The 15,945-nt window shown below is 72.0% G+C and carries 15 protein-coding genes; 11 read left to right on the forward strand and 4 right to left on the reverse strand.

Features of this window, described 5'->3' with window-relative positions; translation table 11 throughout:
- The first annotated feature begins 14 nt into the window (after positions 1-14).
- The 6 genes from rimO (at position 15) to ACWCXB_RS22165 (ending at position 4,495) form a co-directional block, all read left to right on the forward strand.
- On the forward strand, positions 15-1,538 hold the full coding sequence (gene rimO / locus ACWCXB_RS22140; RefSeq protein WP_450725176.1) for a 30S ribosomal protein S12 methylthiotransferase RimO: 1,524 nt from the start codon (positions 15-17) through the stop codon (positions 1,536-1,538).
- Positions 1,535-2,239: a CDP-diacylglycerol--glycerol-3-phosphate 3-phosphatidyltransferase gene (gene pgsA, locus ACWCXB_RS22145; protein ID WP_450725177.1), complete on the forward strand. Its 705-nt coding sequence runs from the start codon at positions 1,535-1,537 to the stop codon at positions 2,237-2,239. The genes rimO and pgsA overlap by 4 nt, the downstream gene beginning before the upstream one ends.
- Complete coding sequence (locus tag ACWCXB_RS22150; RefSeq protein ID WP_450725178.1) at positions 2,236-2,769, forward strand: CinA family protein; 534 nt, start codon at positions 2,236-2,238, stop codon at positions 2,767-2,769. The genes pgsA and ACWCXB_RS22150 overlap by 4 nt, the downstream gene beginning before the upstream one ends.
- Positions 2,770-2,878: 109 nt before the next feature.
- The gene (locus tag ACWCXB_RS22155) at positions 2,879-3,262 is read left to right on the forward strand and encodes a helix-turn-helix domain-containing protein (protein WP_356691448.1); all 384 of its coding nucleotides are present in this window, start codon (positions 2,879-2,881) and stop codon (positions 3,260-3,262) included.
- Positions 3,263-3,416: 154 nt separating this feature from the next.
- Positions 3,417-3,887 (forward strand): Dps family protein, encoded by a 471-nt coding sequence (locus tag ACWCXB_RS22160; RefSeq protein WP_450725179.1) that lies wholly within the window; start codon positions 3,417-3,419, stop codon positions 3,885-3,887.
- Positions 3,888-4,240: 353 nt separating this feature from the next.
- Complete coding sequence (locus ACWCXB_RS22165; protein WP_450725180.1) at positions 4,241-4,495, forward strand: hypothetical protein; 255 nt, start codon at positions 4,241-4,243, stop codon at positions 4,493-4,495.
- Here ACWCXB_RS22165 and ACWCXB_RS22170 read toward each other — a convergent pair.
- From ACWCXB_RS22170 to ACWCXB_RS22180, 3 genes are read right to left on the reverse strand one after another with little or no spacing between them, the layout of a single operon-like run.
- On the reverse strand, positions 4,443-5,219 hold the full coding sequence (locus ACWCXB_RS22170; RefSeq protein WP_450725181.1) for an SDR family NAD(P)-dependent oxidoreductase: 777 nt from the start codon (positions 5,217-5,219) through the stop codon (positions 4,443-4,445). The two genes, ACWCXB_RS22165 and ACWCXB_RS22170, sit on opposite strands and share 53 nt — an antisense overlap.
- 33 nt (positions 5,220-5,252) lie before the next feature.
- A complete protein-coding gene (locus ACWCXB_RS22175) occupies positions 5,253-6,077 on the reverse strand; it encodes an Fpg/Nei family DNA glycosylase (protein WP_450725182.1) in 825 nt (274 codons plus the stop codon).
- Between the two features lie 52 nt (positions 6,078-6,129).
- On the reverse strand, positions 6,130-10,752 hold the full coding sequence (locus ACWCXB_RS22180) for an ATP-dependent helicase (RefSeq protein ID WP_450725183.1): 4,623 nt from the start codon (positions 10,750-10,752) through the stop codon (positions 6,130-6,132).
- 55 nt (positions 10,753-10,807) lie between these two features.
- On the opposite strand from ACWCXB_RS22180, the gene ACWCXB_RS22185 reads away from it, so the two are divergent.
- The 3 genes from ACWCXB_RS22185 to ACWCXB_RS22195 all read left to right on the forward strand — a co-directional run bounded on the left by ACWCXB_RS22185 (position 10,808) and on the right by ACWCXB_RS22195 (position 12,964).
- Positions 10,808-11,641 (forward strand): AraC family ligand binding domain-containing protein, encoded by an 834-nt coding sequence (locus ACWCXB_RS22185; RefSeq protein WP_450725184.1) that lies wholly within the window; start codon positions 10,808-10,810, stop codon positions 11,639-11,641.
- A 271-nt stretch (positions 11,642-11,912) separates the two neighbouring features.
- The gene (locus ACWCXB_RS22190; RefSeq protein ID WP_450725277.1) at positions 11,913-12,659 is read left to right on the forward strand and encodes an AzlC family ABC transporter permease; all 747 of its coding nucleotides are present in this window, start codon (positions 11,913-11,915) and stop codon (positions 12,657-12,659) included.
- Positions 12,656-12,964: an AzlD domain-containing protein gene (locus ACWCXB_RS22195; protein ID WP_450725185.1), complete on the forward strand. Its 309-nt coding sequence runs from the start codon at positions 12,656-12,658 to the stop codon at positions 12,962-12,964. Before ACWCXB_RS22190 ends, ACWCXB_RS22195 begins: the two co-directional genes overlap by 4 nt.
- Before the next feature lie 36 nt (positions 12,965-13,000).
- On the opposite strand, the gene ACWCXB_RS22200 is transcribed toward ACWCXB_RS22195, so the two are convergent.
- On the reverse strand, positions 13,001-13,906 hold the full coding sequence (locus ACWCXB_RS22200) for a hypothetical protein (protein WP_450725186.1): 906 nt from the start codon (positions 13,904-13,906) through the stop codon (positions 13,001-13,003).
- A 79-nt stretch (positions 13,907-13,985) separates the two neighbouring features.
- Here ACWCXB_RS22200 and ACWCXB_RS22205 point away from each other — a divergent pair, with 79 nt between their 5' ends.
- Positions 13,986-14,180: a DUF3046 domain-containing protein gene (locus ACWCXB_RS22205; RefSeq protein WP_385423429.1), complete on the forward strand. Its 195-nt coding sequence runs from the start codon at positions 13,986-13,988 to the stop codon at positions 14,178-14,180.
- A gap of 60 nt (positions 14,181-14,240) precedes the next feature.
- Positions 14,241-15,707 carry an AI-2E family transporter gene (locus tag ACWCXB_RS22210; RefSeq protein ID WP_450725187.1) on the forward strand — a complete coding sequence of 489 codons (1,467 nt, stop codon included), beginning with the start codon at positions 14,241-14,243 and terminating at the stop codon, positions 15,705-15,707.
- The last annotated feature ends 238 nt before the right edge of the window (positions 15,708-15,945 follow it).

Below are 15,945 nucleotides of genomic sequence, written 5' to 3' on the forward strand. Positions count from 1 at the left end.
GTAGTCTTGAGCCCATGCCCGAACGCCGTACCGTCGCCCTTGTCACTCTTGGCTGCGCCCGTAACGAGGTGGACTCGGAGGAGCTCGCAGGCCGCTTGGCAGCGGACGGCTGGGAGCTCGTCGAGGAAGCCGCCGACGCGGATGTCGCGGTCGTCAACACCTGCGGATTCGTCGAGGCCGCCAAGAAGGACTCCGTCGACGCACTCCTCGAAGCCAACGATCTGAAGGATCACGGGAAGACCCAGGCCGTCGTCGCCGTGGGCTGCATGGCCGAGCGGTACGGCAAGGAGCTCGCGGAGGCCCTGCCCGAGGCGGACGGGGTGCTCGGCTTCGACGACTACGCCGACATCTCCGACCGGCTCCAGACCATCCTGAACGGCGGCATCCACGCCTCGCACACCCCGCGCGACCGGCGCAAGCTGCTGCCGATCAGCCCGGCGGAGCGACAGGCGGCCGACGTGGCCCTCCCCGGGCACGCCCAGGCTCCGGCTCCGGCTCAGGCTCCGGAGAACGTGCCCGCCGATCTGCCGGACGGTCTCGCGCCCGCCTCCGGGCCGCGCGCCCCCCTGCGCCGCCGCCTGGACACCAGCCCCGTCGCATCGGTGAAGCTCGCCTCCGGCTGCGACCGACGCTGCTCCTTCTGCGCCATTCCGTCCTTCCGCGGCTCCTTCATCTCGCGGCGCCCCAGCGATGTGCTGGGCGAGACGCGCTGGCTCGCCGAGCAGGGCGTCAAGGAGATCATGCTGGTCTCCGAGAACAACACGTCGTACGGCAAGGACCTCGGCGACATCCGGCTGCTGGAGACCCTGCTGCCGGAGCTGGCCGCCGTCGACGGGATCGAACGCGTGCGGGTCAGCTATCTGCAGCCCGCCGAGATGCGCCCGGGCCTCATCGACGTCCTCACGTCGACGGAGAACGTCGCGCCCTACTTCGACCTGTCCTTCCAGCACAGCGCGCCCGGTGTGCTGCGCGCGATGCGCCGCTTCGGCGACACCGAGCGCTTCCTGGAGCTGCTGGAGACGATCCGTACGAAGGCCCCGACGGCCGGTGTGCGCTCCAACTTCATCGTGGGCTTCCCCGGCGAGACCGAGCGGGACTTCGCCGAGCTCGAGGGCTTCCTCACGGCCGCGCGGCTGGATGCGATCGGCGTCTTCGGCTACTCCGACGAGGAGGGCACCGAGGCCGCCACGTACGACCACAAGCTGGACCAGGACGTCGTGGACGAGCGCCTTGCGAAGCTGTCCCGACTCGCCGAGGAGCTGACCGCCCAGCGCGCGGAAGAGCGGATCGGAGAGACCCTGGAAGTACTGGTCGAGTCCGTCTTCGATGCGGATCAGGACGAGGACGCGGACGAGGACGAGTACGCGGCGGTGGGCCGGGCCGCGCACCAGGCACCCGAGACCGACGGTCAGGTGATCTTCACGGGTGCCGATGGCCTGGTCCCCGGACGTATGGTCGAGGCCAAGGTGGTGGGCACTGAGGGCGTCGACCTGGTGGCCCAGGTTGTTACGGAATGTCGTGAGGAGGCAGCCAGATGACGGGAGTCCCGGCATCCGCGGCGGGCGGGACCGGAAGGCCGGCGCCCGGGGGCAAGCTGGGTGCTGCGGCCGTCAATCAGGCCAGCCTGTGGAACATCGCCAACATCCTCACGATGGTGCGGCTGCTGCTCGTGCCGGCGTTCGTGATCCTGCTGCTCCAGGACGGTGGCCACGACCCGGTCTGGCGTGCGTGGGCCTGGGCGGCCTTCGCCGTAGCCATGATCACGGACATCTTCGACGGCCATTTGGCGCGTGCGTACAACCTGGTCACCGACTTCGGGAAGATCGCCGACCCGATCGCCGACAAGGCGATCATGGCGGCCGGTCTGATCTGTCTCTCGGCGCTCGGTGATCTGCCCTGGTGGGTGACGGGAGTGATCCTCTTCCGTGAGCTGGGGATCACGCTGATGCGCTTCTGGGTGATCCGGCACGGGGTGATCCCGGCCAGCCGCGGCGGCAAGATGAAGACGCTCGCACAGGGCGCCGCGGTCGGGATGTACGTGCTCGTGCTGACCGGTCCGCTGGCCACCCTGCGGTGGTGGGTGATGGCCGTGGCGGTCGTACTGACCGTGGTCACCGGGCTCGACTACGTCCGTCAGGCGGTGGTCCTGCGGCGCAAGGGGCTCGCGGCCCAGCGGGCCGAGCGTGCCGCCGCCGAGGCGCAGACGACCGGACGGGACGGCGCGGAGCGCTCGCGATGAGCGCCGTGCCGGGCGCCGCGGCCGGGGTGCTCGCGCTGCTCGCGGAGCGGGGCGAGACACTCGCCGTCGCCGAGTCGCTCACCGGCGGCCTGGTGGCCGCGGAGCTGACCGCGGTGCCCGGCGCCTCGAAGTCCTTCCGCGGCTCCGTGACGGCGTACGCGACGGGCGTGAAGCAGGACATCCTGGGCGTCGACGGAGCCCTGCTGGCCGCTCGTGGCGCGGTGGATCCGGATGTCGCGGCCCAGATGGCGGCAGGGGTGCGGGTGAGGCTCGGGGCCGGCTGGGGGATCGCGACCACGGGCGTCGCGGGACCCGAGCAGCAGGACGGGCAGCCCGTCGGAACGGTCTTCGTGGCGGTCGCCGGACCCGGCGGGACACGGAAAGTGGCCGCCCTGCGATTGAACGGTGACCGTGCGGAAATCCGTAGAGAGAGTGTACGGAGCGTGCTGGATCTGCTCGCGGGAGTGCTTGTCGGCGAACTCCCGGGGAATGAGCGGGCACAGGATACGGAACAGAACGGGGGGACTTGATGTTTGCAGCCCTGAGTGAACACGTCATCGCTCCCCGCACGGCCGCAGCGCGAGGCGGTACGGTGGGGCGTGAAGGATGCGGCTACGCGGTCCGAGGAGGGAGCCACCGATGATTCTGCTCCGTCGCCTGCTGGGTGACGTGCTGCGTCGGCAGCGCCAGCGCCAGGGCCGTACTCTGCGCGAAGTCTCCTCGTCCGCCCGAGTATCGCTCGGCTATCTCTCCGAGGTGGAGCGGGGGCAGAAGGAGGCTTCCTCCGAGCTGCTCTCCGCGATCTGCGACGCGCTTGACGTACGGATGTCCGAGCTCATGCGTGAAGTGAGCGACGAGCTGTCACTGGCCGAGCTGGCCGAGTCGGCAGCGGCGAGTGAGCCGGTGCGTGCGCCGGTACGCCCGATGCTCAATTCCGTGTCCGTGACGTCGGTGGCGGGCGTGCCGACGGAGCGGGTGACGATCAAGGCGCCCGCGGAAGCGGTGGATGTCGTCGCCGCGTGACGGCGATGTGCCTCATGGCCTCCGTACGCTGAATCTCCACGTGTGAGCCCCGGCCGGGTGGGTGTCCGGCCGGGGTTTCACTTTGCCGTCGAATGACCGTTTTCCGGCATATGTGCCATCGTGGGATGCGGTGTCATCTCAAGGGAGGTCACGCATGTCTGTCGTGAAGAGCCCACTTTCCGAGGCGGACCGGAAGGTCACCGGCGAGGCACTCCAGGGCGCGCTGGTGGATCTGGTCGATCTGGCGCTGGTGGCCAAGCAGGTCCACTGGAACGTGGTCGGTCCGCGCTTCCGCTCCGTCCACCTTCAGCTGGACGACGTCGTCGCCACGGCGCGGCAGCACTCCGACATCGTGGCGGAACGGGCCTCGGCGATCGGTGTCACTCCGGACGGGCGGGCCGGGACCGTGGCGTCGTCGAGCGCGATCGGGAAGGTGCCGGAGGGCTGGATCCAGGACGCGGATGTGGTCAGCACGATGGTGCAGGCGCTCGGTGCCGTGATCGGCAAGATGCGGGAGCGCATCGACGCCACGGCGGAGCCCGACCCCGTGAGCCAGGACATCCTGATCGGGCTCACGCGCGATCTGGAGAAGCATGCCTGGATGTTCCAAGCGGAGAGCGTCTAGGCGAGCGTCCGGTGGTGACGGCGTCCGAGGGGCCTCCGGGGGTGTCCGAGAGGTACCCGGGGGCCGCCTTGGGCGCGGGTTCCGCTCCCGCCTTGCTCGGGGGTGCGGGTACCCCTGCCTCGCCCGGGGGCGCGGCTGCGGGCGCGGGTGCTGCTGAGGTCGTGGGCGTTGCTGTGCCGGCGCCTGTGGCCGCTGTACCGCTGGCTGCGGTGCGGGATGTGCGCGGGCGCGTGGCCCGGGGCATGCACCCCTGGGGCGCCTGGCGCATACGCCGCAGGCGCGCCCGGTGTGCATCCGGTGCGCCCTCCCGCCGAGTGATCGGTCCGGTCTAGCGTCGACCGGAGGAGGCGGCCATGGTAAGGCGATGGGTCCTGCTGCCGGCATTCGCACTGGGCGCACTGTGGTGGTGGGCCGTTCTGCGGCTGGCGCTGGTGCCGGAGCAGGCGGGACTCGTCGAGGGGGCAGTGGCGGCAGGCGGGTGGGGGCTCAGCCTGCTGCCGGTGCATGTCGCGTCGCGGGCCGGGGGTGCCGGTGCGGCCGGGGGAACGTCCACGGCTACCACGGCATCGCGACGCCCCCGTTCGGGCGGAGGATCTGACCCGTCGTGAACGACGACGCGTCGGAGGCGAGATGGAGGATCGCGTGCGCGATGTCCTCGGGCTCGCCGACCCGGCCGAGCGGTGACAGCCGGACCATGGCGGCCTCCGCCTTCCGCTGAAGGCCCGCGTCATGACGGTCGGTCATGGGGGTGCGGATCCAGCCCGGTGCGACCGCGTTCACCCGGATGCCGTGCGGTCCGAGCTCGGCGGCCAGGGTCCTGGTCAGCTGCACGACGGCGGCCTTCGCGGCGCTGTAGCAGAGCAGCCCCGGGTTCGCGGCGTCGACGGCGCCGGAGGCCATGGTGACGATGGAGCCCCTGACGCCCGTGTCGATCATGGATCGGGCGGCGGCCTGGCAGGCGTGGAGCACGCCTTTGAAGTTGACCGCGAGAACCCGGTCCAGGTCCTCGTCGCGGGTCTCCAGAACCGGGCTGGAGTGCATGATTCCGGCGACCGCGGCCATGATGTGCAGGGGTCCCGTCACTTGCACGGCAGCTTCCACGGCCGCGTGGAGCCGGTCGCGGTCGCTGACGTCGACGAGGTGGGTGTGGGCGGTGCCCTCGGCGTCATCGATCAGGGTCCGGGTCTCGTGGAGGCCCTTCTCGTGCACGTCCGCGCAGTGGACGGTGGCGCCCGCCTGGGCGAGGAGGACGGCGGTGGCGCGGCCTATGCCGCTCGCCGCACCGGTGACGAACGCGGTGCGGCCGGTGAGGTCGTACGCGGTGAGGGGCATGCCGGAGACCGTACGACCGTATCTGACGGGTCGTCAACTGGGTGTCGCGGTCCCGCCGGCGGGGCCGGACTGGCAGCCGGGGCACCAGTAGGTGACGCGGTCGTCCTGGCCTGCCCTGCGGATCGGGGTGCCGCAGCGCAGACAGGGGTGGCCCTCGCGTCCGTAGACGAACAGGCGCTGCTCGGTGCGGCGTTGCGCGGTGCCACGCGCGATGGGTGTCGTGCGGCGGTCGAAACGGTCCTTGTTCGCCTCCAGGAGGCGATGGGCCGTGGCGACGAGCCGGTCGGGGACGCCGGCGGGTAGGTCACCGACCGGCAGCCAGGGCGTGACCCGCGCCATGAAAGCCAGCTCCGACTTGTAGACATTGCCGATCCCCGCCAGATTGCGCTGGTCGAGCAGGGCTTCGCCGAGGGGACGGGCGGGGTCGGCCAGCAGATTGCGCGCCGCGGTGGCGGGATCCCAGTCCGGGCCCAGCAGATCGGGGCCGAGATGGCCGACGACCTGCGCCTCGTCCTTGGTGCGGAGCAGCTCCAGGACGGGGAGGCGGTAGCCGACGGCGGTGCTCTGGTCGTTGCCGAGGATCGCCCGGATCTGGTGGCTCGGGCCGCCGCGCCAGCGCTCCCCGACCGCGTAGACCTGCCAGGAACCGTCCATCCGCAGGTGCGAGTGGAGGGTGAGGCCGCCCTCGATACGCGTGAGGAGATGCTTGCCGCGCGGGGTGACGTCAAGGACCTCCCGGCCCGTGAGGTCCGCGGTGGCGAACCGTGGAACCCGCAGGTCGGAGCGGGTGAGTGTCCGTCCGGCAAGGGCGTCGTGCAGCTTCCGGGCGGTCAGCCAGACGGTGTCTCCTTCGGGCATGGCATCCATGATGCGTGACGACGGGCGCGGGCGCGGCGGCGGCCGTGGGCTGCTACGGGCGTATCCGGAGGCCTCGCGGGGTGGCGTGGAAGCCGGACTCCTCCAAGGAGCGGGACAGGGGGGAGGTCAGGGCCGCGGCTCCGTTGATCCGCTCGACCGTGACCGTGCCGAGTGTGCCCGCCCGGGCTGCGGCAGCGAGGGCCTCGGCGGCGGACCGGAGCGCGGGGGCATCCGGCTCGGTGGGCCAGGACAGCAGGGTCTTGCCGCCGCGCTCCATGTAGAGCGTGAGCTCGCCGTCGACGAGGACGACGAGGGAGCCCGCCTTGCGCCCCGGCTTGTGGCCCGCGCCGGTCGGCGGCTCGGGCCAGGACAGCGCCGCCCCGTACGCGTTCGCCGGATCGGCCGCGGCCAGCACCAGCGCGCGGGGCGGCGCGTGCCCGTCGGCGCGGTCGCGGGCGGTGGCAGCAGCGCGCAGCCGGTCGACCGCGCCGTCCATCGCGAACTGGGCGGCGCCCAGGCCCTCGACGACATAGCCGCGCCGGGCCTGCCCGCTGTCCTCGAAGGCGGACAGGATGCGGTACGTGGCCGAGAAGCCGCCCTCGACCCCTTCGGCGGCGACCGCGCCCCGGGTGACCACGCCATGGCGGTCCAGGAGGGTGCGGGCCAGGGCGTGGGCGCGGTGCGTGGGGTCCGGCTCCTGGGCGGGGAGCAGGGACCAGCGACCGGAGACGGTGGGCGGGCCCGTACGGGACGCGGGACGGGCGGCGGCCGTAAGCGAGCCGTAACGCCCGCGGGGGATCGTGCGCTTGGCGCGGTGCGCCGTGGAGCCCGCGGTGCGGCCCGAGCTGAGGAGCGAACGCAGCGGCGCCAGCGTGTCATTGGTGAGCCGCCCCGACCAGGCCAGGTCCCAGAGGGCGTCGGCCAGTTGGGGATCGGTGGCGTCGGGGTGGGTGGTGGCGCGAACCTGGTCGGCGATCTGGCGGAAGAACAGCCCGTACCCGCCGGACAGCGTGGTGAGCACCGATTCGTGGACGGCGGTCAGCTCCAGCGGGTGCGGCTGCGGGAGCAACAGCGGTGCGGCCTCGGCGAGATAGAGGGAGATCCAGCCGTCCTTGCCGGGCAGCGCGCCGGCTCCGGCCCACACGACTTCGCCGGTTGTCGTCAGCTCGTCGAGAAGGGCGGGAGAGTAGCCCGCGACGCGGGACGGCAGGATCAGTTTCTCCAGCGCGGAGGCGGGCACCGGCGCGCCCTGCAACTGCTCGATGGCGCGGGCCAGTCCGTCGATGCCGCGCAGGCTGCTGTTCCCCAGATGCTGCCACTGGGGGAGGAACGTGGCGAGCGCGGCCGGGGGGACCGGCTCCAGTTCCTCGCGCAGCGCGGCGAGGGAGCGGCGCCGCAGCCGCCTCAGCACGGCCGCGTCGCACCACTCCTGGCCGATGCCCGAGGGATGGAACTCGCCCTGCACCACCCGTCCGGTCGCCGCGAGGCGCTGCAGTGCCCCGTCGGTGACGGCGGCACCGAGGCCGAATCGGGCTGCGGCCTGGGACGAGGTGAACGGCCCGTGCGTACGGGCGAAACGGGCCAGCAGATCGCCCAGGGGGTCCTTCACCGATTCCGTGAACGCCTCGGGCACGCCCACCGGGAGTGCCGTGCCCAGCGCGTCCCGCAGCCGTCCGGCGTCCTCGATCGCCGCCCAGTGCTCGGCTCCCGCGATACGGACCCGGATGGCCCGGCGGGCCGCGGCGAGCTCCTGGGGCCAGCGCGGGTCGGCGCCGCGCTCCTCCAGCTCGGCGGTCGTGAGCGGCCCGAGGACGCGCAGCAGATCGGCGACACCTTCGGCGTCCTTGACGCGGCGGTCGTCGGTCAGCCACTGGAGCTCCTGCTCCAGCTCGGTCAGCACGTCCGCGTCGAGCAGCTCGCGCAGCTCGGCCTGGCCCAGCAGCTCGGCGAGGAGCCGTGAGTCCAGAGACAGGGCGGCGGCGCGGCGTTCGGCGAGCGGTGAGTCGCCCTCGTACAGGAACTGCGCCACGTACCCGAAGAGGAGGGAGCGGGCGAACGGGGAGGGCTCGGGGGTGGTGACCTCGACCAGGCGGACCCGACGGGACTCGATGTCGCCCATCAGCTCCTCGAGCCCGGGAACGTCGAAGACGTCCTGGAGGCACTCTCGCACCGCCTCCAGGACGATCGGGAACGAACCGAACTCGCTTGCCACCTGCAGCAGCTGGGCCGCGCGCTGCCGCTGCTGCCACAGCGGGGTGCGCTTGCCGGGATTCCGCCGCGGCAGCAGCAGGGCGCGCGCCGCGCACTCACGGAACCGGGACGCGAACAGCGCGGAGCCGCCCACCTGATCGGTCACGATCTGGCCGATCTCGCCCTTGTCGAAGAGGGTGTCGGCGGCACCGACGGGGGCCTGCTCGCTGTCGTAGGTCGTGTCCAGGTGCACCGGGTCCTGGTCGAGCAGGTCCAGGCCCATCAGATCGGCGTCGGGCAGCCGCAGCACGATGCCGTCGTCGGCGTGCATGACCTGCGCATCCATCCCGTACCGCTCCGCCAGCCGGGCGCCGAGCGCGAGCGCCCACGGGGCGTGCACCTGCGCGCCGAACGGGGAGTGCACCACGACCCGCCAGTCGCCCAGCTCGTCACGGAACCGCTCGACGAGAATCGTCCGGTCGTCGGGCACATGGCCGCAGGCGCGGCGCTGCTCGTCGAGATACGCGAGCACATTGTCGGCAGCCCACGCGTCGAGACCGGCGGCCAGCAGCCGCAGCCGGGCGTCCTCCTCGGAGAGCGAGCCGACCTCGCGGAGGAACGCGCCCACGGCACGCCCCAGCTCGAGGGGCCGCCCCAGCTGGTCGCCCTTCCAGAACGGCAGCCGGCCCGGCACACCGGGAGCGGGGGAGACCAGCACCCGGTCGCGCGTGATGTCCTCGATGCGCCATGAGGTCGTGCCCAGCGTGAAGACATCCCCGACGCGGGATTCGTACACCATCTCCTCGTCGAGCTCGCCGACCCGGCCGCCGCCCTTCTTCGGGTCGGACCCGGCGAGGAAGACGCCGAAGAGTCCGCGGTCGGGGATCGTGCCGCCTGAGGTGACGGCTAGGCGCTGGGCGCCGGGTCGCCCCGTGACCGTTCCGGCGACCCGGTCCCACACCACGCGGGGGCGAAGCTCCGCGAAGGCGTCGGACGGATAGCGCCCCGCGAGCATGTCCAGCACGGCCGTGAAGGCCGACTCGGGGAGCGAGGCGAAGGGCGCGGCGCGCCGCACCAGGGCGAGCAGGTCGTCCACCTGCCAGGTGTCGAGGGCGACCATCGCGACGAGCTGCTGGGCCAGCACGTCCAGAGGATTGGCGGGGATACGGAGCGACTCGATGGAGCCGGTGCGCATCCGCTCGGTGACCACGGCGGCCTGGACCAGATCGCCCCGGTATTTGGGGAAGACGACGCCCGTGGAGACCGCGCCCACCTGGTGTCCCGCACGGCCGACGCGCTGCAGGCCGGACGCGACGGACGGCGGCGACTCGACCTGGACGACGAGATCCACCGCGCCCATGTCGATGCCCAGTTCCAGACTGGACGTGGCGACGACCGCGGGCAGCCGGCCCGCCTTCAGGTCCTCCTCGACCAGGGCGCGCTGCTCCTTGGAGACCGAACCGTGGTGCGCGCGGGCGAGCAGGGGCGGGGCGCCCTGCGCGGCACCGGACTGCGCCATGATCTCGGCCGGCGGGGCGCCTTCCGGGAGAGCCACGCCCATGGCCCGTTCGTACGCGATCTCGTTCAGCCTGTTGCACAACCGCTCCGCAAGGCGGCGGGAGTTGGCGAAGACGATCGTCGAGCGGTGCGCCTGCACCAGGTCGGCGATGCGCTCCTCGACATGGGGCCAGATCGACGGCTTGTCGCCAGGACTGTCGGGCTCGGAAGCGGGGGAGCCCCGGAGCTCGCCGAGGTCCTCGACGGGGACGACGACGGAGAGGTCGAACTCCTTGCCGGAAGGCGGCTGGACGATCTCCACCTTCCGCTGCGGTGAGAGATAGCGCGCCACCTCGTCGACAGGCCGGACGGTCGCGGACAGACCGATCCGGCGGGCCGGGCGCGGCAGCAGCTCGTCCAGCCGCTCCAGCGACAGGGCGAGGTGCGCGCCCCTCTTGGTGCCCGCGACCGCGTGCACCTCGTCCAGGATCACCGTCTCGATCCCCGTCAGCGCCTCGCGCGTCGAGGACGTGAGCATCAGGAACAGCGACTCGGGTGTGGTGATGAGAATGTCCGGCGGACGCGTCGCCAGCGCCCGCCGCTCGGCGGCCGGAGTGTCGCCGGAGCGGATTCCGACCCGCACCTCGGGCTCGGGCAGCCCGAGCCGCACCGACTCCTGGCGGATACCGGTCAGTGGGCTGCGCAGATTCCGCTCGACGTCGACCGCGAGCGCCTTCAGCGGCGACACGTACAGCACGCGGCAGCGCTTCTTCGCGTCCGCGGGCGGGGGAGTGGCCGCGAGCCGGTCGAGCGCGGCAAGGAACGCCGCGAGGGTCTTGCCGGAGCCGGTCGGGGCCACGACCAGCACATCCGAACCCTGACCGATGGCCTGCCACGCACCTTCCTGGGCCGCGGTGGGCGCGCTGAACGCCCCCGTGAACCAACCGCGGGTCGCGGGGGAGAAGGAGTCGAGCGCCGTCCTGGACATGCACCCATCCTGCACCCGACCACTGACAACAGCCCCGACCTGCGAGAATGTCCTCATGGCCAAGGGTGAGTGGGCGCGCTACTGGCAGCACGAGCGACTGCCGGGCATCGATCTGCTCCGGGCCCGCTACGTCCGGCACACCTTCCCCCGCCACAGCCACGAGGGGTACGTCTTCGGCACGATCACCGGCGGGATCGAGGACGTCGGGCTGCCGGGCGGGGTCGTGCACGCCGGACCAGGCACCGTCGTCATGATCAACCCTGAGGTCCCGCACACCGCGCGGGCAGGGGTCCCCGAGGGCTGGGTGTACTACACGCTCTACCCGTCGGCGGAGGTGGTCGCCGAGATCGCCGCCGAGACGACCACCATCCATGGCACGCCCGGCTTCGCCGAGACCGATGTGGTGGACCACCAGGCCGCCCGGCTGATCCGTGAGGTCCATCGCGCGGCCGAGGAGGGCAACGCGCTCGCCGCCGACAGCATGCTGCGGATCATGGTCTCCCGGATGCTGCGCACATACGGCAGCGCTCTGCCCCCGCGCGCGCTGCGCACTGCGGGCGCGCGCGACGCGGCACGCGCCCGTGCGTTGCTGGAAGAGCGGATGTCCGATCCGCCCACCCTGCAGTCCCTGGCAGGCGAGCTCGGCACCAGCCCGTTCGCCCTGCTGCGGGCCTTCCGCGACAGCTACGGCATGCCGCCGCACACCTGGCTCACCGACGCGCGGGTCCGCCGCGCCCGTCGGCTGCTGGACGCCGGCATCGCCCCGGCGGAGGCGGCCGTGGCGGTCGGCTTCACCGACCAGCCGCACCTCAACCGGCACTTCGCACGGATCGTGGGGGTGCCGCCGGGTGCGTACCAGCGGGGGCGTGGGCTCGACGGAGCGCGTTGAGCAGCGGGCAGATGAGCAGGCGGGCAGGCGGGCAGGCGGGCAGGCGGGTCGCGGGTGCGCGGGACGGGCCCGGTCCTGCGGAGCGCAAGAACGTACAAGACCGGGTGCGGCCCGCCCTCGTAACGTCCACGACGTGGCAGAACAGACAGCATCCGCAGACATACCCATCGGCGAAGGACCGCCGGCCGCCCGCGGGCCCGCAGGTCACGGCGTATCCGGTGTACCCCGCACACCACACGTCTCCGGTGACACCGGCAGCCCTGGCGCTCGGGTGAAGGCCGACTCCGCGGTCGTACGGGACGCTCTCGGGGTCGGTGTCGCCGTCGGCCTCTCCGGCTTCGCCTTCGGCGTCACGGCGGCGGGCGCCGGACTCGACGTCCTGCAGATATGCGCACTCAGCCTGCTCGTGTTCACCGGCGCCTCGCAGTTCGCGCTGGTCGGCGCCCTTGCGGCGGGCGGCAACCCGTTCACCGCAGCGGCGGGTGCCTTCTTCCTCGGGACCCGTAACGCCTTCTACGGTCTGCGGCTGTCCCAGCTCCTCGCCCTGCCGCGGTCCGTACGCCCCTTCGCCGCCCACTGGGTCATCGACGAGACCACGGCCGTCTCCGTGGCCCAGCCGACCCGTCGCGCCGCCCGACTGGGCTTCACCGTCACCGGCCTCACCCTCTATGTGCTGTGGAACCTCACCACGCTGCTCGGTGCGCTCGGTGCCGAGGCGATCGGCGACACCAACGCCTGGGGGCTCGATGCTGCGGGACCCGCGGTTTTCCTCGCCCTGCTCGCACCCATGCTTCGGACGACGACCGAGCGGATCGTCGCCGGTGTCGCGGTCGTCCTCGGGCTCGGGCTGCTACCGGTGCTCCCTGCCGGAGTGCCGGTGCTGGCCGCGGCGCTCGCCGCGCCCGCAGTCCTCTGGCTCGAAGGCCGCAGGATCGGCAGCGGCCGGAAGGAAATCACCGACCCGAAGGCCGTCACCGACCGGCAGGGAACCAACAACCGGAAGGGAACCGACCGTTGAACGTCTGGATCGCGATCGGCGTGACCGCGGTCGCCTGCTACCTGGTCAAACTGGCCGGCCTCCTGGTGCCCGCCGGGGTGCTGGAGCGCCCGCTCGTGCAGCGGCTCGCCGCGCTGCTCCCGGTGGCGCTGCTGGCCGCCCTCACGGCGCAGCAGACGTTCAGCGCCGACAGCGCACTCGTCCTCGACGCCAGGGCCGCGGGGCTCGGAGCGGCAGCGGTCGCCCTGATTCTGCGCGCGCCCTTCCTCGTCGTCGTGGCTGCGGCCGTCCTCGTCACCGCGGGGGTACGGGCACTCGGGGGATAAGGACCACCCCGTAGGGGTGGCTGAGGCGCAGGGGGCTCAGTGCACTGCGCGTCCGTGCGCCCTCAGCGTCCGCAGTGCCTCGATCGTCACGATCGGACGCGACTCCAGGGCCGTGCCCGGTGCCCACTGGCGCCACTTGACGGGCCAGCCGCCGTCCTCCTGCTGCTCCGCCGCGAGGTGGTCGAGTGAGCGCTCCATCTCCTCGTCCGTGAACCAGCGGCGGGCCAGGGAGTCGGGCACGCGCGCGTAGTCGTACGGGAAGTGGTGTTCGCCCGGGGCGTACCCCTCGGCGACCGGGTACGCGTCCGGCCGTGACGGGTCGAGGACGACGAGGCGCTGCTCACGCACGAGCCGGCCGAGCCGGTCCGCCGCGGCTTCGGCGCGGGCCCGGTCCGGGACGCCGTCCAGGAAGGCGACGGCCGCCTCGATCTCGTACGGATGCGACTTCTCCAGCGCGTCGACAGCGGCCCAGCAGAAGTCGGTCGCGCGGAACAGCCAGGCGTGCCACACCCGGTTGCGGTGCAGCAGTCCGACGACCGGCCCCGTCGCCAGCAGCTCGCTCGGGGGGTCGTCGACGATCGGGATGAACGGCGCGGCAGGATAGCCCCGCTGCGAGGGGTGGACCGCGGGCAGTGCGCCGTCCCGGGTGGCGACGCCCGTGAGATAGCGGCACATCCGCTCCACCCGCAGCCCGCCGCAGCGCCCGATGGAGTCGAGCACGCGCAGCGCGTGCGCGGTGTGCAGCGGCTGGCTCACCGGGCCGCGGAGATCGGGCTCCAGGGCGTGTCCGAAACCGCCGTCCTCGTTGAGATACGCGCTCAGCGCGGCCTCGACCGGCTCCGCGTCCGCGCCCAGGAAGTGGTACGCGAACCGCCGCTCCTCGAGCACGCGGGCCGTCAGCCAGATGAAGTGCTCGGCCCGTGCCAGTGGTGTTCCAGCCATGTACCGACCGTAGGACGGAAAGGGCTTTCGGCAAGGCGGACGGACGCGGCTGCACTCTCAGGAGCGGGATACTGAGGGCATGCGGTTGACGATTTTCTGGGAGCGGATGGAAGAGCACTTCGGCGCGGCGTACGCCGATTCCTTCGCACGTGACCATGTGATGGCCGAACTCGGCGGCCGTACGGTGCACGAGGCGCTGGCGGCCGGCTGGGAGACGAAGGACGTCTGGCGCGGGGTCTGCGCCGCCGTGGGCATCCCCGCGGACAAGCGATGAGCCGGGGGGTTTTCCACAGGCCGTGGTCCGGCAGTCGCAGCGGTACGCGAGACTTGCTCCGTGGCATCGACTGACGAGACAGTCCGGGACGAAGAGCCGCCGAGCGCCCTGCCCGGCGCCGACGGGGCGGACACGCGTACGGACACGGGCGCGGGCAGCGACACGGTTTCGGGCGCCGGCATGCGTACGGCATCCGGGACGGACCCCTGTCCGAGGAGCGCCTCCGACCCCGGGACTGTCCCCGCGCCGGGCACCGCTCCCGAGGCAGCAGGCCCCGTCCGCGGGACCGGCCCCGGATCCGACCGCATCCCCGATCCCGGGCCCGGTGCGGGTGCGGACACCGGGACCGCCAAGGCCGGCGGTCCCGTTCGTATGCCTCGCTGGCTGCCCCGCGCCATGGTCCTGGCGCTGGCTCTCTACGCCTGTTTCCAGCTCGGCAGCTGGGCGTTCCACCAGCTCATCGGGCTGCTGATCAACATCCTGATCGCGTTCTTCCTGGCGTTGGCGATCGAGCCGGCAGTGGGCCGCATGGCCGCACGCGGCATGCGCCGCGGTCTCGCGACCTTCCTCGTCTTCTTCGCGGTGCTGGCCGTCGGCGCCGGTTTCGTCGTGCTGCTCGGCTCGATGCTGGCGGGCCAGATAGTCGAGATGGTGGGGGACTTCCCGAAATATCTCGACCAGGTGATCAACTGGATCAATGAGACCTTCCACACCGAGCTGTCCCGCGTCGAGATACAGGACAGCCTGCTGCGCTCCGACTGGCTGCAGCAGTACGTGGAGAACAGCGCGACCGGCGTCCTCGACGTCTCCGCGACCGTGCTCGGCGGCATGTTCAAGCTGTTGACGATCTTCCTCTTCTCCTTCTACTTCGCGGCCGACGGGCCCCGGCTGCGGCGGGCGCTGTGCTCCGTACTGCCGCCGGCGAAGCAGACCGAGGTGCTGCGCGCCTGGGAGATCGCCGTCGACAAGACGGGCGGCTATCTCTACTCGCGCGGGCTGATGGCGCTGATCTCCGGCGTGGCGCACTACATCCTGCTGGCGCTGCTCGGCGTCCCGTACGCTCCGGCGCTGGCGGTGTGGGTGGGCATGGTCTCCCAGTTCATCCCCACCATCGGTACGTATCTGGCGGGCGCCCTGCCGATGCTGATCGCGTTCACGGTCAATCCCTGGTACGCGCTGTGGGTGCTCGGCTTCGTCCTGATCTACCAGCAGTTCGAGAACTATGTGCTGCAGCCCAAGCTCACCGCCAGGACCGTGGACATCCATCCCGCGGTGGCGTTCGGCTCCGTCATCGCGGGTACGGCGCTGCTCGGGGCGGTCGGCGCGCTGATCGCGATTCCGGCCGTCGCGACGCTCCAGGCGTTCCTCGGCGCGTATGTGAAGCGGTACGACGTGACGGACGACCCGCGCGTGCACGGCCACCGCCGCCACGGCGAGGCGGTGGTGGCCCGGCTGCAGCGCGCGCTGGGCAGCAAGAACGCGGCTGCCCGGCAGGAGCAGGCGCCACCCGCGGAGGGCGACGCCTGAGACTCCCGGGCGGCTCCGAACGTGTCAGCCCTCGCTCTCCTCGGCGCCACGCAGCCGCCACGCTCGGCAGCCAGGACACCTCGCAGAGCATGCCCTCCATGCGTCGCTCGACCGAGCCGCCGCGGATCCCTTCCGCGCGCCGGCGGATCGCGCGGTCGGTGTCCCGCGTGATGGTCATGATCGGTCTCCAATCGGATCGGACGTAAGAGATCTCAGAGGCGCGAGGTCTCAGAGGTAC

This window comes from Streptomyces sp. NPDC001514, from assembly GCF_053597075.1.